The 23,564-nt window shown below is 70.9% G+C and carries 22 protein-coding genes and 1 tRNA gene; 12 read left to right on the top strand and 11 right to left on the bottom strand.

Features of this window, described 5'->3' with window-relative positions; all coding sequences use genetic code 11:
* Nucleotides 1-44: 44 nt before the first annotated feature.
* Complete coding sequence (locus tag P2T62_RS22750; RefSeq protein WP_276259316.1) at nt 45-2,264, bottom strand: chemotaxis protein CheA; 2,220 nt, start codon at nt 2,262-2,264, stop codon at nt 45-47.
* The gene (locus tag P2T62_RS22745; protein ID WP_276259315.1) at nt 2,261-2,803 is read right to left on the bottom strand and encodes a chemotaxis protein CheW; all 543 of its coding nucleotides are present in this window, start codon (nt 2,801-2,803) and stop codon (nt 2,261-2,263) included. Before P2T62_RS22745 ends, P2T62_RS22750 begins: the two co-directional genes overlap by 4 nt.
* Before the next feature lie 147 nt (nt 2,804-2,950).
* On the opposite strand from P2T62_RS22745, the gene gatD reads away from it, so the two are divergent.
* Nucleotides 2,951-4,204 (top strand): Glu-tRNA(Gln) amidotransferase subunit GatD, encoded by a 1,254-nt coding sequence (gatD, locus tag P2T62_RS22740; RefSeq protein ID WP_276259314.1) that lies wholly within the window; start codon nt 2,951-2,953, stop codon nt 4,202-4,204.
* Nucleotides 4,205-4,208: 4 nt separating this feature from the next.
* Entirely contained in the window at nt 4,209-5,126 is a 918-nt protein-coding gene (locus P2T62_RS22735) for a GNAT family N-acetyltransferase (protein WP_276259313.1), read from the top strand.
* Nucleotides 5,127-5,232: 106 nt separating this feature from the next.
* On the opposite strand, the gene P2T62_RS22730 is transcribed toward P2T62_RS22735, so the two are convergent.
* Nucleotides 5,233-5,652: a hypothetical protein gene (locus P2T62_RS22730; RefSeq protein ID WP_276259312.1), complete on the bottom strand. Its 420-nt coding sequence runs from the start codon at nt 5,650-5,652 to the stop codon at nt 5,233-5,235.
* Between the two features lie 40 nt (nt 5,653-5,692).
* On the bottom strand, nt 5,693-5,971 hold the full coding sequence (locus tag P2T62_RS22725) for a ubiquitin-like small modifier protein 1 (protein WP_276259311.1): 279 nt from the start codon (nt 5,969-5,971) through the stop codon (nt 5,693-5,695).
* Nucleotides 5,972-6,644: 673 nt separating this feature from the next.
* Between P2T62_RS22725 and aglM the strand changes: the two genes are divergently transcribed.
* Nucleotides 6,645-7,958, top strand: a complete 1,314-nt coding sequence (gene aglM, locus P2T62_RS22720) for a UDP-glucose 6-dehydrogenase AglM (protein WP_276261655.1) — start codon at nt 6,645-6,647, stop codon at nt 7,956-7,958.
* On the opposite strand, the gene P2T62_RS22715 is transcribed toward aglM, so the two are convergent.
* Nucleotides 7,937-10,402 carry an STT3 domain-containing protein gene (locus P2T62_RS22715; protein WP_276259310.1) on the bottom strand — a complete coding sequence of 822 codons (2,466 nt, stop codon included), beginning with the start codon at nt 10,400-10,402 and terminating at the stop codon, nt 7,937-7,939. The genes aglM and P2T62_RS22715 overlap by 22 nt on opposite strands.
* A gap of 121 nt (nt 10,403-10,523) precedes the next feature.
* On the opposite strand from P2T62_RS22715, the gene trmY reads away from it, so the two are divergent.
* The 3 genes from trmY to P2T62_RS22700 all read left to right on the top strand — a co-directional run bounded on the left by trmY (nt 10,524) and on the right by P2T62_RS22700 (nt 12,702).
* Nucleotides 10,524-11,111, top strand: a complete 588-nt coding sequence (gene trmY, locus P2T62_RS22710; protein ID WP_276259309.1) for a tRNA (pseudouridine(54)-N(1))-methyltransferase TrmY — start codon at nt 10,524-10,526, stop codon at nt 11,109-11,111.
* Nucleotides 11,112-11,167: 56 nt separating this feature from the next.
* Nucleotides 11,168-11,240, top strand: a tRNA-Pro gene (locus P2T62_RS22705).
* 115 nt (nt 11,241-11,355) lie between these two features.
* On the top strand, nt 11,356-12,702 hold the full coding sequence (locus P2T62_RS22700) for a hypothetical protein (RefSeq protein WP_276259308.1): 1,347 nt from the start codon (nt 11,356-11,358) through the stop codon (nt 12,700-12,702).
* A 141-nt stretch (nt 12,703-12,843) separates the two neighbouring features.
* Here the strand turns inward: P2T62_RS22700 and P2T62_RS22695 are convergent, their stop codons facing one another.
* A complete protein-coding gene (locus tag P2T62_RS22695) occupies nt 12,844-13,710 on the bottom strand; it encodes a hypothetical protein (RefSeq protein WP_276259307.1) in 867 nt (288 codons plus the stop codon).
* A gap of 91 nt (nt 13,711-13,801) precedes the next feature.
* On the opposite strand from P2T62_RS22695, the gene P2T62_RS22690 reads away from it, so the two are divergent.
* Both P2T62_RS22690 and P2T62_RS22685 read left to right on the top strand, forming a co-directional pair.
* Nucleotides 13,802-14,467 (top strand): DUF502 domain-containing protein, encoded by a 666-nt coding sequence (locus P2T62_RS22690; protein WP_276259306.1) that lies wholly within the window; start codon nt 13,802-13,804, stop codon nt 14,465-14,467.
* Nucleotides 14,468-14,550: 83 nt separating this feature from the next.
* Nucleotides 14,551-15,177, top strand: coding sequence for an NUDIX hydrolase (locus P2T62_RS22685; RefSeq protein WP_276259305.1), 627 nt, complete (start codon nt 14,551-14,553; stop codon nt 15,175-15,177).
* 30 nt (nt 15,178-15,207) lie between these two features.
* Here the strand turns inward: P2T62_RS22685 and P2T62_RS22680 are convergent, their stop codons facing one another.
* Nucleotides 15,208-15,471, bottom strand: a complete 264-nt coding sequence (locus P2T62_RS22680; protein WP_276259304.1) for a hypothetical protein — start codon at nt 15,469-15,471, stop codon at nt 15,208-15,210.
* A gap of 108 nt (nt 15,472-15,579) precedes the next feature.
* On the opposite strand from P2T62_RS22680, the gene P2T62_RS22675 reads away from it, so the two are divergent.
* A complete protein-coding gene (locus P2T62_RS22675; RefSeq protein ID WP_276259303.1) occupies nt 15,580-16,317 on the top strand; it encodes a hypothetical protein in 738 nt (245 codons plus the stop codon).
* A gap of 45 nt (nt 16,318-16,362) precedes the next feature.
* Here the strand turns inward: P2T62_RS22675 and P2T62_RS22670 are convergent, their stop codons facing one another.
* The 3 genes from P2T62_RS22670 to arcS all read right to left on the bottom strand — a co-directional run bounded on the left by P2T62_RS22670 (nt 16,363) and on the right by arcS (nt 19,874).
* Nucleotides 16,363-17,304 carry a DUF106 domain-containing protein gene (locus tag P2T62_RS22670; RefSeq protein ID WP_276259302.1) on the bottom strand — a complete coding sequence of 314 codons (942 nt, stop codon included), beginning with the start codon at nt 17,302-17,304 and terminating at the stop codon, nt 16,363-16,365.
* Between the two features lie 246 nt (nt 17,305-17,550).
* Nucleotides 17,551-17,952, bottom strand: coding sequence for a hotdog family protein (locus tag P2T62_RS22665; RefSeq protein WP_276259301.1), 402 nt, complete (start codon nt 17,950-17,952; stop codon nt 17,551-17,553).
* A gap of 56 nt (nt 17,953-18,008) precedes the next feature.
* On the bottom strand, nt 18,009-19,874 hold the full coding sequence (gene arcS / locus P2T62_RS22660) for an archaeosine synthase subunit alpha (protein ID WP_276259300.1): 1,866 nt from the start codon (nt 19,872-19,874) through the stop codon (nt 18,009-18,011).
* Between the two features lie 114 nt (nt 19,875-19,988).
* On the opposite strand from arcS, the gene P2T62_RS22655 reads away from it, so the two are divergent.
* The 3 genes from P2T62_RS22655 to P2T62_RS22645 all read left to right on the top strand — a co-directional run bounded on the left by P2T62_RS22655 (nt 19,989) and on the right by P2T62_RS22645 (nt 22,518).
* Complete coding sequence (locus tag P2T62_RS22655; RefSeq protein ID WP_276259299.1) at nt 19,989-20,624, top strand: DUF1405 domain-containing protein; 636 nt, start codon at nt 19,989-19,991, stop codon at nt 20,622-20,624.
* A gap of 148 nt (nt 20,625-20,772) precedes the next feature.
* Complete coding sequence (locus tag P2T62_RS22650) at nt 20,773-21,780, top strand: hypothetical protein (RefSeq protein WP_276259298.1); 1,008 nt, start codon at nt 20,773-20,775, stop codon at nt 21,778-21,780.
* 36 nt (nt 21,781-21,816) lie between these two features.
* A complete protein-coding gene (locus P2T62_RS22645; RefSeq protein WP_276259297.1) occupies nt 21,817-22,518 on the top strand; it encodes an ArsR/SmtB family transcription factor in 702 nt (233 codons plus the stop codon).
* 76 nt (nt 22,519-22,594) lie between these two features.
* Here P2T62_RS22645 and P2T62_RS22640 read toward each other — a convergent pair whose 3' ends face one another.
* Nucleotides 22,595-23,131, bottom strand: coding sequence for a hypothetical protein (locus tag P2T62_RS22640; protein ID WP_276259296.1), 537 nt, complete (start codon nt 23,129-23,131; stop codon nt 22,595-22,597).
* Nucleotides 23,132-23,564 lie beyond the last annotated feature (433 nt).

Genomic DNA, 23,564 nt, shown 5'->3' with positions numbered 1-23,564 from the left:
GAGTTCGTGCCTGTGGACCGGCCACACGGCCGGTGCTCTCCCCGTTATCGCTGCCCCACGAACGCTGTCGGGTCCAGCACCGGGACCACCCGCCCGGCGTCGCAGACGACGGCGCCGTCGACGGTCGGCGCCGTGATATCCGCGAGCGGCGTCACCAGCGTCTCGTGCTCGCCGCGCAGAGCCCCACACCGGAGCGCGACGAGGTCCCGGTCGTCGCTCGCCCGGTCGCCACCGACCGCTGCGTCGCTCCCGACCAGCAGGTACGCCCGGCCGTTGCTGCCCGCCGCGCCGCCTGCCGCGCTGGTGGTCCCCAGCCCCGTCTCCGTCTCGCCCCTCGCTTCCGGCACGGAGAGCGCCGTCGCGAGGTCGACGACGGGGTACTCCAGCGTCTCGCCGAAGGCGGTCGTGGCCCCCATCGCGTCCCGCTCGAGCTCGTCGCCGGGCACCCGGAGGGTCCCGTCCCGCTCTGTCGCGTCGTCCCCCTCGACCACCTCCGCGACGGCGCCCCCGGGAACGGCGTACGTCTCCGGGCCCGCCGCGAGCAGGTGGACGCCCTCGACGGCGCCATCGACGGGAACCGACAGCCGGACGGTCGTCCCGGTGCCGGGCGTCGAGTCGACGGTCACGTCGCCGTCGAGGGCGTCCATCGCCCGCCCGACGACGTCCATCCCGACGCCCCGCCCGGAGAGGTCGCTGTCCGGGTCGGCCGTCGAGACGCCGGCCTCGAACAGCAGGTCCAGCACCGCGCCGTCGTCGGCCTCGGTCGCCCCCTCGATGCCGGCGGCGACGGCCGCCTCGCGGACGGCGTCCGGGTCGATGCCGCGCCCGTCGTCCGCGACGGTGACCACCAGCCGGTCGCCCTCGCGGCGGCCCCGGACCGCGACGGTCCCGGTCTCCTCCTTGCCGGCGGCGCCGCGCTCGCGCGGCGACTCGATGCCGTGGTCGACGGCGTTCCGCACGCAGTGGACCAGCGGCTCCGCCAGCCGGTCGACGACCGCCCGCTCGACGGCGACCGGCGCGACGGCCGCCTCGAACGCCACCGGCGTCTCGACGCTCTCGGCGGCCCGCTCGACCGCTCGCTCCAGTCGGGGGACGAGCGCGTCGACCCGGCGCAGGTCCGCGGCCGCCGCGGCCTCCAGGCGCTCGGTGGCCGCCCGCACCGACGCCAGCGCGTCCGCCGCCGGGCCGCCCGGATTGCGCTCGCCGCCGAGGTCGTTCGCCTCCGGTTCGTCGAGCGCCGCCGCGAGCCGTCGCTCCTCGACCGCGAGGCTCCGGACCGCGTCCAGCGCCACCGCCCCGCCTGCCGCAGCCGCCGTGGCGGTGTCCTCCGGCTCCGTCACGTCGAACGCCGCGGCGTCGAGCGAACTCGCCGCGATGGTCGCCGCTGCGTCCGTGACCCGCCCCACGCCCGGGATCGTGATGTTGCCGGCCGCCGCCGCGTCGGTCTCCGGGTCCGTCCGGGGGGCCACGTCCGGCGCCGGTGCCGGCTCCTCGGCGCCGCTCGCCGTCTCCGTCGTCGCCGGTGCGGCGGTGTCGACCGCCTCCGTAGCCTCGGTCTCGGCGCCCGTCGGTGCTTCCGCCCCGGCGTCGCCCGTGTCGGCGGTCTCGTCGTCGTCCGCATCCGGCGGGTCTGCCCCCTCCGCCGCCTCGGCCCGCTCGACCTCGTCGAACGAGCCGCCCCCCTCGAGGTCGGCGTACGCCGCGGCGTCGTCGTCCATCGCCTCGACCAGCGCGTCGAGGTCGTCGTACTCCCCGGCCGCCTCGAACGCCGCGCGGGCCTCCGGGTCCAGGTCGTCGAGGCCGGGGGCGGGCTCGTCCGTGTCGTCCGCGTCCGTGCTGTCCGTGTCCCCGTTCGCATCCGCGTCCGTGTCCTCCAGCTGGTCCCGGAGGCGGTCGGTCCACGCCTCGGCGTCGATGTCGGGGACATCGTCCCCTCCGATTCCGTCGAGGACGCGCTCGATGGCTTCGACGGCGGCCATCGCCTCGTCGGCCGCCGCCGCGTCGAGCGTCACATCCCCGGCCCGTACCGCCGCGAGGACGTCCTCGACGGCGTGTGCGACCGTGGCGGCGTCCTCCAGCCCCTCCATCTCGCAGTTGGCCTTCAGCGAGTGGGCCGCGCGGAACGCCGCGTCGACCGGCTCGCGACCCGAGTCGGTCCCTGCCTCCAGCGAGAGGAGCGACTCGCCCAGCGCCCGGATGTGCTGGCGGTTCTCGCGGACGAACCCGTCGGGGACGTCGTCGGTGGGCTGTTCGGTCTCGCTCACTCCCGGCCACCTCCGCGCCGCCCGCCGTCCGTGCTCGCGTTCACACCGGCGCCCGTGCCCCTCGCGAGCGCGGTCACACCCGCCGGTGCGAGGACGTACGCTTGCCCCGCGTCCGCGGCCACGACCGCCCGGAACAGCGGGTCCGTCGCGGCGTCCCCGAGGAAGAAGTCCTCGGCCGCGTCCGCCGGCGTGACCGCCTCGACCGGCGCCGTCACGAGTTCGCTCCCGCCGTCGGTCAGAAGGCCCACTGCCGGGGTCCGCTCCCCGGCGACCACCACGACCCGGCGGTCCTCGCCCTCCGGTTCGACGTCGAGTCGCCCGGCCAGCGAGACGAGCACCGTCGGGCGCCCGCCGACGTAGCCCAGGCCCGTCACGGTCGCGGGCGCGCCCGGGAGCCGCGTCTGCTCGGGGGCCGGCGCCACCCGGGCGACGTGGCCGGCCTCCAGCGCGAGCGGGAAGCCGCCCAGCCGGAACCGGACGAACGCGACGCTGTCGAGCGCCCCGGAGCCATCCGCTCGGCGGGTGTCCGCCACCTGCATGGCCCACCCGAGGGACGGCGGTGCAAAGAGCGTTTCCCGGCGGCTTCGGGGCGGACGCCGCCGGCGCCGTTCCACGTGCGCCCGTGCTGGCCACTCCACCGGCGCCCATCGACGGGTTTCAAGTCCGGCGCGCGCCGACCACCGGGCATGAACCCAGGGGACCGCGTCCGCGTCGACCGCGGCGGGACGACCTACCAGGGCGTCCTCATGCCGTCGACCACGGCCGACCGACTCGTCGTCAAACTCGACGGCGGCTACAACGTCGGCATCGACCGCGCGGACGCCGAGACCGAACTGCTCGAATCGGACGTCTACGACGTCGAGAGCGCACAGGACACCGACGAGGGCGCCTCGGAGATCCAGTTCGACGAGGACCTGCCCACCATCTCGCTCATCTCTACGGGGGGGACCATCGCCTCCACCGTCGACTACCGGACCGGCGCCGTCACCGCCCAGTTCGACGCCGAGGACGTGCTCCGCGCCGTGCCGGACCTCGCGGGGCGGGCGAACTACCGCGGGCGCGTCGTCGCCAACATCCTCTCGGAGAACATGACGGCCGACATCTGGCAGGACCTCGCCCACGCGGTCCACGAGGAGGTCGAGGCAGGCGCCGACGGCGTGGTCGTGATGCACGGCACCGACACGATGCAGTTCACCGCATCGGCGCTCGCGTTCATGCTCGACACCCCCGTTCCCATCGTGTTCACGGGGAGCCAGCGCTCGGCCGACCGCCCCTCCTCGGACAACGTGATGAACGCGGTCTGCGCCGTCGAGGCCGCCAAAGCCGACTGCGCGGAGGTGCTCGTGTGTATGCACGCCACCGAGTCCGACGACCGCTGTGCGCTCCATCGGGGCACCCGCGTCCGGAAGAACCACACCTCCCGCCGGGACGCCTTCGAGACGGTCGGCGCCCAGCCGCTCGGCTCCGTCGACTACGACACGGAGGACGTGACCTTCCGCCGAGAGTACGCCGAGCGCGACGGCGTCGACCTCGACATCCGCCCGGACCTGGAGACGGACGTCGAACTCGTGAAGTTCACGCCCGGGATGGACCCCTCGCGCATCGAGCGGCTCTCCGATGCGGCGGGCCTCGTCGTCGAGGGGACCGGCCTCGGGCACGTTCACACGGACCTCATCCCGACGTTCGAGTCGATGGTCGACTCCGGGACGCCGGTCGTGATGACCAGCCAGTGCATCGAGGGCCGGGTCTGCGACCGCGTCTACGACACGGGCCGGGACCTGCTCGACGCCGGGGTCGTCGAGGCCGAGGACACCCTCCCCGGGACGGCGAAGGTGAAGCTGATGTGGGCGCTGGCGAACGTGGACGACGAGTCGGTGGCGGCGACGATGCGTCGGTCCGTCGCGGGCGAGATCCAGGACCGCTCGACGCCGTGGCAGTAGCCCGATGTCGGACCAGGAGCTGACCGTCCGCCAGGCCCGGGCCGCCGACCGCGAGGCCGTCGTCGCGTTCACCGAGTCGACGTGGCCCGAGCGCGGCGACGACTACATCCCTCGCGTCTTCGAGGAGTGGGTCGCGACCGACGGCCCGACCCAGCGGACGTTCGTCCTCGACGCCGGCGACGACATCGCGGGTATCTGCCAGGGCGTCCTGCTCTCCGACCACGAGGCCTGGGCCCAGGGGATGCGCGTCAACCCCTCATACCGCGGCCGGAGGGCGAGTCCCCGGCTCACCAGCGCCGTCTTCGACTGGGCCCGCGAGCAGGGGGCGACGGTCTGCCGGAACATGGTCTTCTCGTGGAACGCCGCGGGCCTCGGCCAGTCGCGGTCGGTCGGCTTCGACCCCCGGACGGAGTTCCGGTGGGCGACGCCGGACCCGGACGCCGACGCCGCGGGACCGGACGGGTTGCGCGTCGTCGCAGATCCAGACACGGCGTGGACCGCGTGGCACCGCTCGACGGGCCGGGACCACCTCGTGGGGCTGGCGCTCGCCAGCGGCGAGTCGTGGGCGCTCTCGGAGTTGACGCTCGAGCGCCTCCACGAGGCGGCCGCGGACGAGCGAGCGCTGGCGATCGTCGATGGCGACGGCGTCCGCGGGATGACGTTCCGGGTGCGCACGGGCGAACACGAGACCGAGGAGGGGCCCGAGCGTTTCGCCGAGTACGGCGTCGGCGTCTGGGACGATGCCGCGGCGGCGCGGGCGCTGTTCGCGGCGGTCTCGCGGGACGCGGCGGAACTCGGCGTCGACCGGACGCGGGTGCTGATTCCGGAGACGGTCCGGCACGTCTCGGACGTGGCGGCGGCGCGGGTCGGGTTCAGCGACGAACCGGACTTCGTGCTGGAGGCCGACCTGAGCGGCGAGTAGCGGGTGACGAACGAGATGCGGAACGGGCCTGCAATCGCGTAATCTCTGTTATTCTGCGCTTATCTGTCGAACAACGTGGTTTTCTGAATCCTATCGGCATTGTCGATCATAGTACGCCACAATCGTAGCCGTCCGGTGGGTCCGCGGTGTAGACGAACACCTGGTCGGTGACCCGGGCGTAGGTCGGGTAGTACTCGTCCTCGAAGCGGAGGTAGCCCGACTCCAGGCTCCCGCTGAACCGGGTCGCGAGGCTCCGGAGCGGTTCTCCGACATCGCAGGTGTGGTACGCACCCTCCGACACTGCCGTCTGGGCGATGCGGTACTGTGGGTCGGGGAGGTCGGCAGCCACGACGACGGTGACCGGTCCGTCGTTCCCGTCCGCCGGCGTCGGGGTGCCACGGGGCGCCTCGGCCGGCGGGTCGACGGCGAACAGGCCATCGCGCTGTGTCTCGGAGCAGCCGGCCAGCCCGGCCGCCAGCCCGGCGGCACCGGCCCGGAGGAGGTGTCGTCTGTCGATCCCGGCCATGGCTTCGCCTCGAACGATGCCCGGCAAGTGTTTTCTGCTCCTATCCGCCGCTCACCGGCGGGAACAGCGCCAGGTCGTCGCCCTCCTCCAGCACCGTGTCGTAGCCGTCGTCGACGACGAACGGGTTGCTGTCGTTGCGGAGCACCCGGATGTGGTCCCGGATGTCGCCGTCCTCGTCGAGGATCTCGTCCTCGAGTTCGGGGTGGGCGTCCAGCAACTGCTCGAACGCGTCCCGGAAGGTGTCGCCCGGCTCCGCCTCGACCGCGACGCGTTTCGTGCCCGCGGTCTCGGCGAGGTTGGCGAACAGTCTCCACTCCATACCGGGCGTGGGTCGGCGGCGCGTTTAGGGGTTTGGCTCTCGGGGAACGGAGTTGATGACGGCCTTGTTTCGGGTGGAGCCAGCTCACTCGCCATGGGTGTATTCGCACACACCATCGTTTCGTGTCGAACCGGCTCGCCCGGAAGATGAATTCGGGTGGGAATGAAAGGGGCCGCCGGCTGCGGGAAGCACGGGGAAGTAAGCACTGGACTGCATGCCCGGAACGGTGTCCGACCGGAGGGAGGACACCGCATGCCCGGAACAGGAAGCGCGCAGCGACTCGCGCGACCGCAGCCGGCGGGGGCTTTCTACTGGTTCCGGTCGTCTGCTGCTGCGAGACACAATCAGTTGTAGAAAGCCCCCGCTCGCTCGACCGTCCGGGCCTCGCTGTCGTTCGAAAGGCGGCGGAGCCGCCTTTCGTGATGACGAGAGAGCGAAGCTCTCTCGAACCACGGTCCTCGGTCGCTCGCGCTGCTCGCTCCCTGCGGTCCTTGCGTCGTCCGGGACGGGTCGAGCGAGCGGCCCCTTTCATTCCCACCCGAGTTCACGAGCCGGCGGGCGGGCCGAATCCGGAACGACGACGGTACGAACCGCGCTTGTCGGTCCGGAAACCGGTCCCGTCTAGCTACCCGAACCCCTAAACCCGGGCGTGACCCACCCACGGGCAATGAGTCTGGACGTCTCGGTCGTCGGGAGTGGCTACGTGGGAACCACGCTCGCGGCCTGTCTCGCGGACCTGGGTCACGACGTGACCGCCATCGACATCGACGAGGCCATCGTCGAGCAGTTGAACGCCGGGGAGTCGCCCATCCACGAGCCGGGGCTGGACCCGCTGCTGACGGCGTACGCGGGGAACTCGCTTCGCGCGAGCACCACGCACGACAGCGTGCCCGACTCGGACGTGGTCTTCCTGACCATCCAGACGCCCGCCCGCGAGGACGGGAGCATCGATATCGGGCCGCTGCGGGCGGCCGCCGAGGACGTGGGCGAGGCGCTCGCGGACGGGCCCGGCGACGGGGATGCAGACGGGTACACGCTCGTCGTCGTGAAATCGACCGTCATCCCCGGGATGACCGAGGAGGAGCTGATTCCGGTGCTGGAGGACGCCTCCGGGAAGACCGAGGGCGAGGACTTCGGCGTCGCCGTGAACCCGGAGTTCCAGTCGCAGGGCTCGGCCGTGGACGACTTCATGAGCCCCGACAAGATCGTCCTCGGAACCGACGGCGACGAGCGGGTGCTGGACCTGTTCGCCGAGCTGTACGAGCCGCTCGTCGCGCAGTGGGAGGCGCCGGTCGTCGAGACGGGCCGGCGCGAGGCCGCGATGGTCAAGTACGCCAACAACGTCTTCCTCGCGGCGAAGATCTCGCTCATCAACGAACTCGGGAACATCTGCAAGGAGTACGGCGTCGACTCCTACGACGTGGCCGACGCCATCGGCATGGACGAGCGCATCGGCGCGAAGTTCCTCCGGAGCGGCGTCGGGTGGGGCGGAAGCTGCTTCCCCAAAGATACCGCCGCCATCATGGCCGCCGCCCGGCAGGCCGACTACGACCCCGACCTGCTGGAGTCGGTCGTCGGCGTGAACGAGAAGCAGCCCCGGCGGATGCTCGGCCTGCTCGACGAGCACGTCGACGTCGCCGGGAAACAGGTCGCGGTGCTGGGGCTGGCGTTCAAGCCCGGCACCGACGACATCCGCGGCTCGCGGGCGAAACCGATCATCGAGGAGCTGGCCGAGCGCGGCGCTGACGTGGTGGCGTACGACCCGCTCGCGAACGATGCGATGGCCGCCGAGTACCCCGACGTGGAGTACGTCGAGAGCGCGGCCGCCGCGCTGGAGGGGGCCCACGGCGCGCTCGTCGTGACCGACTGGGACGAGTTCGCGGCGCTGGACGACGAGTTCGACGCGATGGCCGAGCGCGTGGTCGTCGACGGCCGGCGCGTCGTCTCGCGGCGCGAGGGGCTGACCTACGAGGGGTTGACCTGGTAGGTCGGGCGGCCGAGGCGTGACTGGTTCCCGCTCGTCGTGCCCGACGCGTCGGTGGTGTCGAGGGTGCCGGCGTCGACGCGCTCGCCGTTCTCCACGGACGACTCGGGGACGGTGACGGTCGTCGTGGCGTTGCTGTCCGGGAGGATGACCTCGTACTCGCCGGGGTAGGCCACGCGGACGTGATAGCGCCCGTCGTCATCGGTGAACGCGCGCCGGACGTACGGGTTGGTGTAGCCGCTGATGTCGTTCTGTGTCTGCAGGTACACCGTCGCGTTCGCACTGGGGTCGCTCGCGTCCGTGAGCCGCCCGGTCACGTTCGCCCCTGGAACGAGCTGGTGGACCTGGTGGCTCTCGGTGATGTGGACGGCCCGGTAGTGGCCGCTGCCGTTGTACTCCTTGTAGCGGCTCCCGAACGCCCCGGTGAGGCGGTTGTAGATGGTCGCCTCGTCGCCACCCGACCGGACGAACACGACGAACCCGACCCTGTCGCGGAGGCGCTCGTACCAGACGTCCGGGCGTGCGGAGGCAGCGAACGCCTGGTAGTTCTCGAACGCGTAGCCGTACGATTCGGACTCCCCGCTCACGAAGTAGTTGTACATCCGGTTCTCCCCCCAGGGGGTGAAGACGTAGTTCTCCGGATACGTGAGCCCCTCCTGTTCGGCGTAGCCGTCGATCCAGACCGCGGTCTGGTACGACCGGTCGTCGGTCGTGATCTGGTTCGCCTTCACCGGCGCCTGGGCGATACTCAGCCCGCTCACCAGGAGGAAGAGGAACAGCAGTGCGACCGCGTCCCGGGGCGCGGGGAGTTCGAACGCCGGCTCCCGGTCGCCGCCGTCCCCGCGGACGGGCTGGGCCTCCCGGAACGGCATCGGCGCGCGCGCCAGGTCGACCCGTTCGGCGACGTGGACGAACCCGAGTCCCGCGAAGACCGCGAGGAAGTGCGACAGCTCACCGGCGAACCGCATCTGGAACGTCGCGAGGACGAGGAAGAACCAGGCGTACACGCCGGCGAGCAGCCAGCCGTGGCGCTCCTCGCCCCTGGTCGCCCGGACGAGCGCCCACCCCATGTACGGGATGCCGAGGAACAGCAACAGGCCGAACAGGAACAGCCAGCCGAACGTGTCCGCGGCGAACAGCGAGTTCCCCTCCACGATGCCCTGGCGGGTTCCGATGCGGCCGAGCTCCCCGAACAGGCGGTCACCGTACGTCGAGAGGACCGTCGAGAGCAGCCCGAATACGACGAGGACGCCGACCGCTTCGACCGCAGCCAGCGCCCGTGCCCGCGAGACGGGCAGCTCGTCCACTCGACGGATCGCCTCGCCGACGGCCGCCACGCCGGCAGTCCCCGCCAGCAGGAACAACGGTGCGGACGCGACCACGGTGGTCTGCCAGTCGAGGGCCAGGTGGACGCCCCCGATCAGGAGTCCCGCGACGGCGAACCCCGCCCCCAGCGGGGCGAGCGTCAGGGTCGGGGAGTCGCCGCGGTCCACCGCCACCAGTCCCGCCAGCGGAACGTACAGGACGAACGGGAACAGGAGGAGCGGGCCGGCATCCCACGCCAGCAGCTGCCCGGCGATGGCGACGCCCATCACGGCCGCCCAGGCCGCGGTCCGGCCGCGCGTCACCGCCGCCCGCGTCGCGGGCGTCCGGACCAGCCGGACCGCCGCGGCGGCGGTCATCGCCAGCCAGACGTAGTCGAACGCGTGGTGGTCGGGATAGCCGAGCGCGGAGCGGTACGCCAGAACCGGCATCACCGCGAGCATGACCACCGACGCGATACCGACCCGCCGGTCGTCGGTCAGGCCCGTCGCGAACAGGTAGACGAACACGCCGGACAGGACCCCCGCGACCACGGGGTACCACGCGAGGACGAGCGGCGCCTGCTCGATGCCGCCGGCGAGTTCCGTGACCACCCACAGGACGGCCACGAGCAGCGGCTCGCCCTTCAGCAATCCGAACGAGCCCGCGGTCAGGGCACTGAGGTCGAGGATGCCGTTCGACTGCCGGCTCAACTCCTCCGTCCAGTAGAGGTAGTAGTACGGATCGTTCCCCGACAGGACGACCCGACCACCACGGAAGATGGCGTCGAACGCGAGGACGCGGAAGGCGAACACCAGCACCAGCGCGCCGGCGAGGGCGCCGGCGACCCGCCGGTCGATCTCCACCGACGGCAGCGAGAGCGATACGCCTGCGCCGCCCGCTTCCGTCCCGACCTCGCCCGCGAGCGCCCGCTCGACCGCGTCGGGGTCGGCCAGCCGGTACTCGCCGTCGACCTTCTCCACGACGCCCTCGGAGACGAGTTCGCCGAACGTGCCCGAATCGAGCCCGGTGTCGTCGAACGTCCAGGTCTCGTGGGCCTCGTCGGTCTCCAGGAGGGACTCGAGCGCGGGTTCGAGGTTCGGGCGATCGTCGAGCAGCGCCCGGACCTCGCGCGCGTCAGTCATGGACGGCGTTCGGCCGTCGGCGCGAATAAACCCACCGCTACCGTGGGATGGGGCCCGAACGCCGGAGACCGGTCGCCTCCCGGTGCGAACCGGCTTTGTGGCCTCCCCGCGTCCGACCGGTATGCGCGACTTCGTCTGCCTCGCCCACGAGGTGCCCGTCGACGGGCCCGTCTCGCTGGACGACCTGCCCGGCGCCGGGCGACTCGACCTCCTCTGCCGCTTCGTCACGAGCGCCCTGCTCACCTCCCACGGCGTCCGCGAGGACGCGGCCGCCCACCTCGTCGTCGACGACGCGTTCACGGTCCGGGTCGACGGCGCCACGGTCCGGAACCTCCGCCCGGACGAGCGCTCGACCGCGGCCCGCCTCCGGGATGCGCTCGCCGCGACCGACGCGGCCATCGGCCACCAGGAGGCCGAGCCCTCTCCGGGCGTCCACGTCGGCCGGTTCGACCTCGCCGCCACGCTCGACCGCCTCGACGGCCCGCTCGTCCACCTGCACGAGGACGGCACGCCGCTGCCCGACCAGCCGGTCCCCGAGGACCCGACGTTCGTGCTGTCGGACCACCGCGACTTCACCGACGCCGAGGCCGACCTGCTGGCCGAGCGCGCCGACGCCCGCGTCAGCGTGAGCCCCGAGCGCCTCCACGCCGACCAGACCGTGACCGTCGCGCACAACTGGCTCGACACCGACGGCTACCGGTCGTACTGAGCGGGGCCGACGGGGTCCGCAACGGTTTTACCCGGCAGGTGTCTTGACTCGACTGCGGGCCGGTGGGGTAGCTTGGTATCCTTCGAGGATCGGGTCCTCGGTACCTCGGTTCAAATCCGGGCCGGCCCACTTCTACGCACGTTCTGCCGCTCTGGGACCTGCTGGTCCACTTCACTGGGTGGGGTCGGTGGGTGGGGAATCCCTGACCGAACATTTACCTTTCCTTACCCCGCGACAGTATGGTATGGGGGGTTGGTACGAGGTAACAATCGGGTGGCTGGTCTGCCGGTCGCGAGAGCTCACGGCAGACAGGGGCCAGTCACAGGTGATCGGCGCGATACTGATATTCGGGTTCGTCATCGCTGGACTGGGACTGTATCAGGTGACGGTCGTTCCGCAGCAGACCAGCGAGGTCGAGCTCGACCACTCGACACAGGTGAAAGAGGATTTCGCGGAGATACATACCGCGATTACCAACGCCGGTGGAACGAACGACCTGCGGTCGGCCAGTATCAAACTGGGCACCCGGTATCCACCCCGGGCGCTGACGCTCAATCCAGCCCCAGCCAGCGGTCGGGTTGCGACCGAAGACTTCAGCTCTGCAATAAGCATATCGAATGCTGGGTTCACAGCAACTGATATATGTGGAACAATGGGTAATTCGAAGTCTTTGACGTACAAAGCAGATTACAATCGCTTAACAGATGCTGGCGACTTTGGTTACGAGACGAGCGTCACCTATCAGAAAGCGAACGGGAAAATCATAGACAGCACACAGGTACTCATCCAGGGGAACACGATCCGGCTCCTGCCACTGACTGCGGGTTCGGTATCGACGACTGGCATCGACGCGGAGACGCTCGAATTCGTCGGTGGACAGACGGGGGGGTCTTCGGCGAGTTCCAACCTGATACTGACGCTGCCCACAAAACTGAGCGAAGACCAGTGGGAGACCGTCCTGGCGGACGCGGAGAATGTGGACAGTATCACGAAACCGACCAGTGACACCGTGCGAATCGAACTCCAGAGCGGCACCTACTCGGTCCGTTGCACGGCTATCGGAGAGGGAAAGGCACCGGGAACCACTCCGTCGCTGACCCCGGGTAGCTCTTCTACTGCTAGCCCCGGTTCTATCAACCCGAGTGGTCCCGGTACTGTGGCATACAAATCTGCCACGATGACTGGGAGCAATATGAACGAAGTCACAATCACGTTTGAGAATTTAGATGATGAAGAACGGACGATCAAGGAGGCTAGGGTCCCGTTCTACTCTGCCGACGGACAGGGGGGGACGGGCGGTAGCGCCGGCCAGTGGGTGGACATCAAGCAGGACGAGTCCACACCCTTGGAACGCGTTGGTGGTCCGTATGAGGAACGGCCGGACGTTACATTAGCACCGGAAGGTGACAGTGACGGCGACGATGAAAAGGATCTCACAGTCACGTTCTTTTGCAGTGATGATACGGATGATACTTTCCCTGTCGGACAGGGGGACTACTTTGTGATGAGTCTAAAATTCGATAATGGGGAGACAAATAATTACTTCATCAATCCTCCGGGTAATAACACTCCCGCCAGTAATCCCTGCTGAAGTTTTTGATAGACTCCATGCCTCTCCGAGAGATGCGAGCTTCGCAGAGGCAACCAATGCGACATCGTAGCCACCCTTGTCTTTATTCAGAAGGCCCGAACAACTCCCGATTTTCGACTGAAAGGTCTCCCATGGCTCCCCTCACAACCCCCGACTCAGAATATTCCACAACCTGTTCTGCCGCTTCCGGATGACCGTCACCGGCGACGCCACCTCGTACCGGCCCTCGTCGTCGCGCTCGGCGAGGCCCTCCATCTCGAAGTCGCCGAGCGTCTCCTCGACGGTCTCCTCGGTGAACAGCGTCTGGCTCGCGACCGCTGCGGGCGTGGTCGGCTGCTGGCGGAACGCCGTGAGGTAGACGGTCACGCGCTGCGGTGACTCGAGGATGTCGACCAGGAGTTCCTCGACGAGGCTGCCGCCGGGCTCGGCGTTCTCGGCGGTGTACTCGATGTCGCGGTCCTCGGGGGCGGCCTCGCGGGCCGCCTCCAGACGCTCCTCGATGGCGGCGACGGCGGTCTTGCGGGCCTTGCCCTCGCGCTCGCGCTCCAGCAGCCGTTCGAGTTCGACCGGCTCGCGGAGGTCTGCGACCAGGGCCTCCAGCTCGGCGACCGTGAACTCGGCCGGGTCGACGTCGAGGAGGTCCGCCTCGGTGGCGTCGTCGTCCGTCTCGAAGCTGACCATCCCGAAACCCTCGATGTCCATCTCGATGCCGAGGGTGTGGGTGCCCAGGCGGAGCCGCGGGGCGTCGATGACGACCTGGACGGTCTCGGCGAGGTCGAACGGGACGGGGTCGTCGGCCGAGACCGCCGCGGCGTCGAGCAGCGTGCCGTCCGACAGCTCCAGCCTGATATCCGTCGGGGGGATCTCCTCGCCGTCCAGCGTTGCGCCCCCGATGTCGTGGAGTTCCCCCTCGACGAGGCGGTTCTTCAGCTCGAACTCCACCCCGCGGTCCGTGTTCTCGAGGCTCTCCCAGGTGAACAGGCGTTCGAGGTACTGCTGGACGGACATGGCCGGCGCGATGCGCTCCGGTCACTTCGTTCTTGTTACCCCTGTCCCGTGTCGCCAGCGGAGTTAAGCCCCGCGCGCTCGCGCTCCCGGTATGAGTCTGGGGTCGGAGCTTCGGGACGGGTTCGTCACGGGCATCCTGATCGTCGCACCGCTCGCGGTCACCGTCTTCGTCGTGCAGTTCGTCGTCCGGCGGCTGTCGGGCGTGCTGGACCCGGTCGTGGCGGCGCTCCGGCTCGGGCGGGTGGTGAACGACGCCATCGCGGCGCGGGGCCTCGCGCTGGTCGTCCTCGTCGTGGGGGTCACCCTGCTCGGCCTGCTCGCCAGCTACGGGACCGGGCGCCGGCTGGTCAACGGCATCGACCGCGCAGTGAGCCTGGTCCCGCTGGTGAGCGTCGTCTACACCGGGGTCCGGCAGGTGAGCAACGCGCTCTCGGAGGGCGACACCCGCTTCCGGCGTGTCGTCGTCGTCGAGTACCCCCGGCTGGATGTCTACTCGATGGGGTTCGTCACCGCCGACGCGCCGGCGGCGGCCGACGCGGCCGCCGGCGAGGAGACGTCGACGGTCATCGTCCCGCACAGTCCGAACCCGACCGCCGGCCACCTCATCTTCGTGCCCGACGACCGGCTCCACGAGACGGACCTGTCGGTCTCGCAGGCCGTCCGCCTGCTCGTCACGACCGGCGTCGCCGAGAGCGAGGAGGAGTTCGAGGAGATGCGGGAGGACCTGGAGGGTGAACACCCCTCGATCGCCGACTGACTGGGCGACTGCGTGCCGCGCGCTGCACCACGCACGGCCCACGCTGCGTCGCCCTTTTCCGCGTGCCCGTCCCGGGACCGGGTATGACCGACGATGCCGACGGTGGCGACCGTGATGCCGACGCCGACACGGATGCCGGCGAGGTGGCGACCGAGGCGACGCCGGGTGCCACCGATCCGCTGGCGTGGGAGACGCTCGATTCGACCACCGACTACGACTGTCCGGGCTTCACCGTGCGACGTGACGCGGTCCGCCTCCCGGACGGGACCGAGACCGACTTCCACAGCGTCGAGAACGGTGCCTCCGTCATCGTCCTCCCGTTCACCGAGGGGGGCGACGTGGTGCTGGTCGAGGAGTGGCGCCAGGCGGTCGGTCGTGTCAACCGCGGCCTCCCCGCGGGCAACGTCGAGGGCGACGAGGCGCTCGCCGACGCGGCGCGACGGGAGCTGACCGAGGAGACCGGCTACGAGGCCGCCGCCGTCGAGTTCCTCGTCGCGCACGAGCCCTCGAACGGGCTGCTGGACGCGACCTTCCACTACTTCGTCGCGCACGGCTGCGAGCCGACGGGCGAGCAGAACCTGGACGACAACGAGTCCATCCGCGTCACGACGGCGAGTTTCGACGAGTTGCGCGACGCCGCACTCGGCGGCGGGATGCGCGACGGCCGCTCGGCGCTCGGCGTCCTGCAGTACGCGCTGCGGACCGACTAGGTCAGCTCCGATGCGTGCGGCGGCGGCTTCCTACTTCACGTACTCGACCTCGGCGCCGAGGTTCTCGATGACGCCCTGGACCTGGTCCCGGAGGTCCTCGCCGCGGTACTCCCTCCACCCGGACGCGTCCAGTCCCGCCTCGGTCTCGACGGGGACGACCTCGCCCATGCCGTCGTCGACCTCCTCGACGAGCATCGCGATGGCGCCGTCGTCGCCGTCGTAGGACGCGTCGCTCGTCTCCAGGTCGATGGTCCCGACCCGCTCACCCTCCTCGTAGATGTGGAGTTCCGCCATACCGTCACGGGGCGGTATCCGGACATAACTCTCCGGGCGACCGGCGGCGCGCCGGCCCGCCCCTGCCGCGACCGACGCCCTTTGGCGGCTGGCCCTCGCAGTCGGGGTATGAGCCGTCGCGTGCCGGAGGCCGCCGTCCTCGTGGGGGTGGTGCTGTCGGTCTCGTTCGCGCTGTACGTCGTCCTGTTCGGTGAGCTCCTCTCGACGGCGCTGGTGAGCGTCCTCGTCCTCTACGCCTTCGTCGGCTACGCCGTCGGGGTCGACGACGACCCCGCGGCGACCCTGCTGCCGGACCCGACGCTGGCGGTCGCCGCCGTGGCGGGCTCGCTCGTCCTCGCGTACGGGCTGGCGACGCTCCGACCCTTCCTCGGCCTGCTGGTCGCGCTCGTGCTGGTGGTGCCGGCGGCGCTGTTCCACGCGACCCACGCCGAGTCGGTCAACCCGCTGTCCCCCGATGCGACGCTGGCGCTGGCGGCCGCGGCCGGCGTCCTCGTGTTGCTCGCGGGTGTCGGCTTCGGCCGCGTCACGGGCGACCTCGCCGGAACCGTCAGCACCGCCGCGTTCGCCGCCGGACTGCTCGTCCTCGGGGCTGCCGAGTACCACACCCGGCGCGCGGCCGGCCGTATCCCCCGCCGCGCGGAGCAGGCCGCGGTCCTCCTGACGCTCGCGGGTGCCGCAGTCGCGATGGGCTACTTCGCCCTCGTCGCCGGCGAGGCGCTCACGGGGCTGGCGGTCGCGGTCACGATGCTCGTGGTCGGCGCCTACTTCGCCCTGGTGGACGAGCGACGGGAGCGCGCCCGGCGGCGGCGCCGCAGGCGGCGGAAGGGTGGCGGCGGCTGGTTCTGAAGCAGTCGGGAGGAAGGCGGAGCCGTGAGAGCCGTGGGGCCCCGGCTAGCCCGTGTCCGGCGTCGTCTGGATGTTGAACGTCTTCCGGATGACCTGGGTGAACCCCATCGAGCAGAGGAAGTACCAGACGATCCACACCTGGATGGGCCCGGCGACGCCGGCGGTCCACTCGCGCTCGCCGACCAGCGGGATGACCATGCTCCCCAGCTCGCCGGGGTGCTCGAGGATCATCCAGTACATCCACAGGAACACCGGGATGGTCAGCAGCATGATCCAGACCATCGGGCGGAACTGCTCCTTGAACATACCGAGGTTGTCGCCCATGGCCTCCATCTTCTCCTCCTGGATGCGGTCGAGCGCCTCCTCGTCGTCGCGCTCCTTTGCCTCCTTCTCGCGCTCCTGGATCTCCTGCAGCCGCTCCTGGTACTTCGCCATCTTCGAGGTGTCCATCAGGTTGTCCTGCAGGATGGTTGAGTACAGGCCCGTGAACAGCGCGAGCACGAGGATGACCGCGTAGAACGGGAGCGCCTGCTCCAGCGGGCCCAGCCCGATGTCGAGGGCGCTCGCGATGGCGTTGCGGATGTTCGGGAGCGAGTAGCCCGCGAACAGGCCCAGCGCGCCGACCGCGGCCATCTTGTCGTACACCGACCACGAGGAGTCCTCGTCGTCGATGTCGACGTCGGAGGAGGTGGACGTGTCCGTCGCGCTCGCGGTGGTCGTGCCGCCGTCCGCGACGCTGGCGGCGCTTGCGCCGCCGACCACGGCGGCCACGTCGCCCGGATCGTTGATCTCACAACCCTCACCGTCGGTCTTCTCGAGGACGCCCCGCTCGATGAGCCGGCCCCACTGCCCGCTCGTGAGGTCGTCGCTCACGTCGCCCCACGCCACCCGGCCGTCCTCGGCCCGGTCGAGGACCGTCCGGAGCGCGTCGCGCATATCCGGGTCCTCGTCGATGAGGTCCTCAACTCGCTGTGCGGTCCGTGCCATTGGCCGCTCATAGCAAGCGACCGCTAATCAACCTTTTACTCCGCGTGTCGAGGTCGCACGACCAGCCGGCGGGCCCGCAGCTGCCACCCGCGTTCTCGTCCTGCCCACCTCGCCAGTCTCGCCGCCGGACTGGTCGGTGGGGCCGGCGGGGAGGCGGGTTCTTCGACAGGAACCAGCTGCTCGATCGAGATGCCGATGTCTGATGAATATGTCCGTATTATCTAGTCTGTAGCGATCATATCTTGATTATTCGTGCCGGATGATGCCCTCGAACAGCCCGGCCATGACGACCGTCCCGTCGTCGGTGCGGGTCGCCTCGAAGTCGGCCAGGACCGAGACCCGCTCGTCGCCGTGCTCGACCTCCGTGAACGTCACCTCGCACGAGACGTGCTGGCCGGTGTAGACGGGCCGCCGGAACTCGTACTCCATCCGCGAGGCCAGGACGTTCAGGTCGCCGCCGACCTTCGTCGGAAGCGTCGCCGTCAGGAGTCCCTGGACGAGGAGGCGGCCCTCGTCGTCGGTCTCGACGTGGTGGTCGCCCTCGTCGCCGGAGACGGTCGTGAACGTGCGGACGTCCTCGGGGGTGAACGTCCGCTCGTGGACGACGGTCGTTCCCTCGGAGAGGTCGTCGGGCGTGAGGTCGGTCATGTCGTCGGCTCACGAGCGGCGAGGTGATTAGCGGTCGGGTGCCGGCGGCTGGTGCCCTACTTCTCCTTCGAGTGCCGGACCTGCACGACGACGCCCCGTGTCGAGTCGACCATCGCGCGGCCGTGGGCCTGTGCGCGCCCGACGGCGAACGCCTTCGGCCCCTCCACGACGACCTCGTCGCCGACGCGGATGTCCTCGTCGGCGTCGACGACGCCCGGCGCGAGCACACTGCCCTGGGGCACGAACGCGTCGATCGCCACGCGCTTCGTCGGCACGTCGCTGGCGGCCCAGCGCCGTGCGCCCGCGAGCGTGAGCGAGAGCGTACCGTAGTTGGGGACCATCGTGGCGACGTGGACCGCGCCGTCGTCGTCGGTGTCGTCGCCCGGCCGGGCCTCGATGCCCGCGTCCATCGCCCGCAGTTTGGGGTAGCGGCTCCCCGTCCGGAGGTCCTCGAAGAACGCCTCGCCGGCGCCCTCGCCGAAGACGTAGTCCGCGAGCGCGCGGACGGTGTGGTGCTCGCGCTCGCGCTTGCTGAAGCGGTCCTCCCCCTCCAGCGCGCCCGCGAGGGCCGCCAGCGAGTCGTCCGTCGTCGGGTGGTCGTCGACCGTGAACTCCACCGGCGGCGCGTCCTCGACCCGGTCGAGCGCGCGCTCGACGATGGGCCGATAATCGTCGGGCAGGTGGGCCACGACGCGGGGGTAGTCCGCGCGGTCGAGATAGCGCCGGAGGACCGCCGCGACGAACTCGTACTCCGTCTCCGACCACCGGCCCGTGACGACGGAGTCGTAGTGCTGGGCTGGGTAGGTGGTCTCTAACTCCTGCGGGACGACCCCGATGGGCGAGGTCATCGACACCGTGTGCGCCCGGTAGTCGATGGCGCGGTGGAACTGCGCGTGGCTCTGGGACTCGCTGTACGGTTTCGTCGCGGAGCAGGGCACCAGCAGCAGCGGCAGGTCGTCGAACCGCGGGACGTAGCGGCTCGTCACGCGGTCGGCGAAGCGCTGGATCTCCGGTCGCCGGAGCGTGTCCTCGGTCGCCGAGAGCATCGACTCCCGGCGGAAGAGGGGTGCGCGCTCCTCGACGTACGCGTACTCCTGATCGAGGCGGCGCAGCACCGAGGTCGGGAACGACTCGTGGCGGCCCTGGCCCTCCAGGTAGTCGCGCAGGCGGCCGTCACGGACCCGCGTGCGGACGGTCGCCAGCGCCGTCTCCAGCGCGTGGACGTTGTGTTCGGCGCAGTCCTGGCGGTCGAAGTCCCCGCGCCCGGCCCGGCAGGCCGGACACGCGCAGGGCAGTTCCTCCAGGTCCTCGAGGAAGTACTCCCCGTCGGTCGTCAGGTAGAACCCCTCCGTCCCGCGGACGTACGCGCGGTCGGCGTCCACGAGGTCGACACCGGCGTAGACGAGCGCCGCGACGTTCGCCGGGGTGGCGCCCCCCGCGAGATACAGGGCGCTGTCGTCCGGAATCGCGCGGCGGACGCCCGTGACGGCCTCGACGAACGCCGCCGCGTGGCCGACGAGCGAGGGCCCGCCCGAGAGCACGTACGCGTCGGCGCCGTGGTCGGCGGCCGTGTCGGGCCCCACGACCACGGCGGTCGGGAATTCGAGGTCGGCGGCGTTCGGGGCGTCGGTGCCTGCGGCCACGCCGTCCTCGGGCGTCGGCGAGTCGCCGGTGGCGGCGTTCCCGGCCCCACCGAACGTCTCCCGGACGTTGTCGGGCGTCCCCGGCGGTAGCGCGCGGTGTGGGAGCACCGTCAGCGCGTCCGGGCTCCCCTCGGGCGTCTCGCGGGCGGCGGCCCACTCGCTCCCGGCGTCCCGGAGCCGGTCTCCCACCAGCCCCGGCGTCCGGAGCGGGTTCGGGAGGCGGACCTCGCCGATGCGGGCCGGCCCGTCCCGCGCGTGGACCTCGAAGTGGTCGGTCATATCACTGCTCGCGGGCCGTGCGTCAACCCTCTTGCGTTCCGTGGGTGGACTGCCGGGGACCCCGGTGTGTCCGTCCCCGGCACGCCTTTGCCCGCCGGCCTCGTCGCGGGAGTCGTGCGCCGGTTCAACCCCATCCCGCGTCGGTACGCCCGCGAGTACCTGGAGGCGGCGCCGACGCTGGTCTGGCTCGTCTTCGGGACGCTCGCCATCGGCGTCATCGGCCTGCGCTGGTACGTCGACCGTGGGCTGGCGGGGGTGTCGACGTTCCTCTGGCCGCTGTTCGCGGACTCGCCCGCGGCCACGTTCCTCGGGTCGCTGGCCTTCGCCACGCTCCTGCCGGCGCTGGGGCGGCCGCTGGAGGAGTTCCCGGGCAATCGTCCGCTCGCGTACCTGCACACGCTGGCGTTCGTCTGGCTCGTCGAGACGGGCCTCTGGACGCTCCTCGCGCTCAACCTCGGCTTCGGGGCCTACTTCCCGGACCCGTTCGCCTACTTCGGCGTCATCGGGAGCCATCTGGCGTTCGTCGCCGCGGCCTACCTGCTCCCGCACGCGGCGCGCACGACCCGCGGCGCGCTCGCGTTCGCGCTCGGCTGTGCGCTCGTGAACGACCTCGTGGACTACGGGTTCGGGCTGCATCCGCCGCTGCGGTACGACCCTGGGGTGGGCCTGGCGGTCGCGTCGGTCTGCACGTCGTTCGCGGCGGTCGGCCTCGCCGCGCTCGCGTTCGCGCGGATGGCGGGTGACGCGTGAGCGGGCGCTGAACAGGCGCGATAAACGGTCTCGGGGGCGTTAAACGACTCGTTTCCGCCCGTGTTCATACCGTTCACGCGCCCACCCGCCCGTGAACCGTTCGAACGACTGGTCGGGTTTTAGCCGGTGTAGCCGGTAGAGGGTGGTGATGAGACGAGCGTCGATACTGGTCGCGGTCGCCGTGGTCCTCGCCGCCGTGGGTACCGGCGCGGTCGCCGGCGCCACCGGGGGGGTCGCCGCCGTCGCCACACAGGACGGCAGTGCGACGGCCACTCCGACGCCCACGCCGACGGCGTCACCCACGCCGACCGCCGACGGCAACACCTCCAGTGCCGACGGGGCGAACACCACGACGGACGAGAACCGGAGCGAGAACGCCTCATTCGGCCTGACGGTGGCCTCCTTCGCCCAGGCCAGCGTTGCCGAGGCCGAGGGTGAGGTCCAGCACGGGATGTTCACCGCCGCCGTCAACCGGACGGACGGGCAGGCCCGGGCTGCCGTGGTCCAGCAGCGGACGACCCAGCTGAGCGACCGGGTGGCCGAGCTCCGCGCGGAGCGCGCTCGACTGCTCAACGAGTCCAACCTGACGTTCGCCGAGCGCGCCCGGGCCGCCCGGCTCGCGACCCGGGCCGACCAGCTCGCACGGAACGCCAACCGGACCGGCGCGGTCGCCGAGCGCGTCGGCGTCAACTCGACCCGCCTCGACCGCCTCCGGTCCGAGGCGGCCGAGCTCTCGGGACCCGAGGTCGCCGAGGTCGCCCGCGGCCTGGCCGGGATGCCCGACGGAGTGCCCGGCCGCGCTGAGGGTACCGGCGAGCGCGGCCCGCCGGGCGAGCGCGGGAACGGGAACGATGGGGCCGGTGAGCGCGGGAACGAAAACGATGGGGCCGGCGAGCGGGGAAACAGGAACGATGAGGCCGGCGAGCGCGGCCCGCCGGGCGAGCGCGGGAACGTGACCGCCGGCGAGCGCGGTCCCCCCGGCGAGCGGGGCGGCGGTGGCGACGACGCCCGTGGTGGCGCGAACGATGACCCGACGGGCGATTCCAGCGAGCCGGGCGGCTCGGCGGATGCCTCCGCCGCCGACGATGAGGACCCGGCCGACGACGACTCGAGTGACGATGACGGTTCCGGAGCTCCCGACGACGGGGAACGGTAGACACGCTTTTTCGTCTCGGCGCCATCCTTCCGGGTAATGGACTCGGCGGCGCTGCTCGATCTGCTCGGGAACGAGAACCGGCGGCGCATCCTCCGACTACTGGCGCGCAAGCCCTGCTACGTCACGGAGATCTCCGAGTACCTCGGGGTGAGTCCGAAGGCCGTCATCGACCACCTCCGGAAGCTGGAGGAGGCGGGCCTCGTCGAGTCACGGGTCGACAGCCAGCGGCGCAAGTACTTCTCCATCGCCAGGAACCTCCGGCTGGAGGTATCGGTGTCGCCGTACGGTTTCGGGACGAAGTCGGCCTACCCCGCGAGCCGTGGCTTCGACATGTCGCGGTGTCGCTACCTCTCGCTCGACGTCGGCACGAGCCCGGACGCCGACCCGGATAGCACGGACGCGAGCGGGGCCTCCGACGGCGACGTCGCGTCGCTCGCTGGCGAACTGGGCCGGCTGGAGGCCCTCGAGAACGAGCTCTCGATGGCCCAGCGCTGGGTCCAGGGCCGCCTGACCGACGTGATGGACGGCCTCAGCGAGCGGTTCGACGACCTCGGCGGGATGGACGGACGGTTCTACGCCGAGGTGGCCGCCGCGGTCGCCGACGGGGCGTCCGTCCCCGAGCGCATCGCCCGGCAGGTGGACGCCTCGCCCGAGGCCGTCGACGATGCCCTCCGGCTGCTCGCCGAACACGGCGTCCTCGAGCGCGGCGACGACGGCTGGCTGATCGCTGGGGAGTGACCCCGGACCCCCCCGTCGGACCGTTCTGGCGGCGCTTCGGACCGGTCGTCTCATCCGCCCAGCTCCGCCGAGCGCCTCACACGCCCCGCGTCAGCCCGTCCCGCAGGTCGCGGCCGAAGTAGCACCCGACGACCGCCGCGAACAGGCCGGCCGTTCCGCCGACGACCGTCAGCGGCACGGCGATGTCGGCGACCGCCGCGAGCAGTAGCTGGTCCAGCAGCGCCCCCACGGCCGCCGTCCCTGCGCCCGCCACCGCGAGTTCGAGGTAGTGCCCGCGCCCGACGAGGCCCAGCGCGAACGCGGCGACGAACACCCCGACGAGTCCCGCTAACCCGCCCAGCGGGATGACGAAGCCCGCCCCGAGGAAGGCCGCCACGCAGACGACCAGCGACAGTCCCAGCCCGCGCAGCGTGAACCGCGGCAGCGGCAGGGATGGAAGCGAGGGCGAGGGAAGCCGCGACCGGAGCCCACCGCCCCGTTCCGTGGCCCGCTCCTCGTCCGGTTCTGCGGCCCGTCCGTCGTCCGAGTCCTGCCGGTCGGCGGCCGGCTCGTCGGCCAGCAGCCCCTCGATGTCCACCTCCGAGTCGTACTCCGTCTCGCCGGACCGGCTCATGCGCCCCCGTTGGCGGGCGGCACGTATCGGTCTTTCCTCGCACTAGACCTATCGGGACGGCAGACTCCGTCACGGAGTCCCCGCGCTTTCTCACGGTTCTGCTGACGACGAGGGAGACGCCTACGAAGCCCTCGCGCTCTCGACTCGGGGGCCTCGCTGCGCGCCTCGCATTCCGGGCGTGCGGCGCTCGCTTCGCTCGCGCCGTTCCGGGCGTGTGCTGCGGTGCTTGCGTCGTCCGCCTTCGTCGAGAGCGCTCGCCTTCCGTCAGAGCAAGCTCTGACGACCTTCGCCTCACTTCGTCCGGCTCAGCTTCGAGTCCGCCAGGGTTCGGCAGTTCCACGGGCGCGGTGGCCCTGCCTTTCCCCAGGTCGCGCGGGCCTCGCATTCGCTCGGCCACGCGCTCCCGGCCGGAGAGCGGTTGGTCGGCCGGCCG

Origin of the sequence: Haloglomus litoreum (genome assembly GCF_029338515.1) — an archaeon.
In the GTDB taxonomy this organism is placed as follows: Archaea; Halobacteriota; Halobacteria; order Halobacteriales; family Haloarculaceae; genus Haloglomus; species Haloglomus litoreum.
The sequence above is the reverse complement of the archived record's forward strand: the minus strand, read 5'-3'. Positions and strand labels throughout refer to the sequence as shown.

Coding starts and splice junctions, on each gene's coding strand:
- P2T62_RS22725 (WP_276259311.1), bottom strand. CDS start 5,971: ATGGAGTGGAGACTGTTCGCCAACCTCGCCGAGACCGCGGGCACGAAA.
- P2T62_RS22670 (WP_276259302.1), bottom strand. CDS start 17,304: ATGGCACGGACCGCACAGCGAGTTGAGGACCTCATCGACGAGGACCCG.
- P2T62_RS22675 (WP_276259303.1), top strand. CDS start 15,580: ATGAGCCGTCGCGTGCCGGAGGCCGCCGTCCTCGTGGGGGTGGTGCTG.
- P2T62_RS22685 (WP_276259305.1), top strand. CDS start 14,551: ATGACCGACGATGCCGACGGTGGCGACCGTGATGCCGACGCCGACACG.
- P2T62_RS22665 (WP_276259301.1), bottom strand. CDS start 17,952: ATGACCGACCTCACGCCCGACGACCTCTCCGAGGGAACGACCGTCGTC.
- arcS (WP_276259300.1), bottom strand. CDS start 19,874: ATGACCGACCACTTCGAGGTCCACGCGCGGGACGGGCCGGCCCGCATC.
- P2T62_RS22730 (WP_276259312.1), bottom strand. CDS start 5,652: ATGGCCGGGATCGACAGACGACACCTCCTCCGGGCCGGTGCCGCCGGG.
- P2T62_RS22700 (WP_276259308.1), top strand. CDS start 11,356: ATGGGGGGTTGGTACGAGGTAACAATCGGGTGGCTGGTCTGCCGGTCG.
- P2T62_RS22650 (WP_276259298.1), top strand. CDS start 20,773: ATGAGACGAGCGTCGATACTGGTCGCGGTCGCCGTGGTCCTCGCCGCC.
- P2T62_RS22735 (WP_276259313.1), top strand. CDS start 4,209: ATGTCGGACCAGGAGCTGACCGTCCGCCAGGCCCGGGCCGCCGACCGC.
- P2T62_RS22640 (WP_276259296.1), bottom strand. CDS start 23,131: ATGAGCCGGTCCGGCGAGACGGAGTACGACTCGGAGGTGGACATCGAG.
- P2T62_RS22645 (WP_276259297.1), top strand. CDS start 21,817: ATGGACTCGGCGGCGCTGCTCGATCTGCTCGGGAACGAGAACCGGCGG.
- P2T62_RS22745 (WP_276259315.1), bottom strand. CDS start 2,803: ATGCAGGTGGCGGACACCCGCCGAGCGGATGGCTCCGGGGCGCTCGAC.
- trmY (WP_276259309.1), top strand. CDS start 10,524: ATGCGCGACTTCGTCTGCCTCGCCCACGAGGTGCCCGTCGACGGGCCC.
- P2T62_RS22715 (WP_276259310.1), bottom strand. CDS start 10,402: ATGACTGACGCGCGCGAGGTCCGGGCGCTGCTCGACGATCGCCCGAAC.
- P2T62_RS22680 (WP_276259304.1), bottom strand. CDS start 15,471: ATGGCGGAACTCCACATCTACGAGGAGGGTGAGCGGGTCGGGACCATC.
- P2T62_RS22695 (WP_276259307.1), bottom strand. CDS start 13,710: ATGTCCGTCCAGCAGTACCTCGAACGCCTGTTCACCTGGGAGAGCCTC.
- gatD (WP_276259314.1), top strand. CDS start 2,951: ATGAACCCAGGGGACCGCGTCCGCGTCGACCGCGGCGGGACGACCTAC.
- P2T62_RS22690 (WP_276259306.1), top strand. CDS start 13,802: ATGAGTCTGGGGTCGGAGCTTCGGGACGGGTTCGTCACGGGCATCCTG.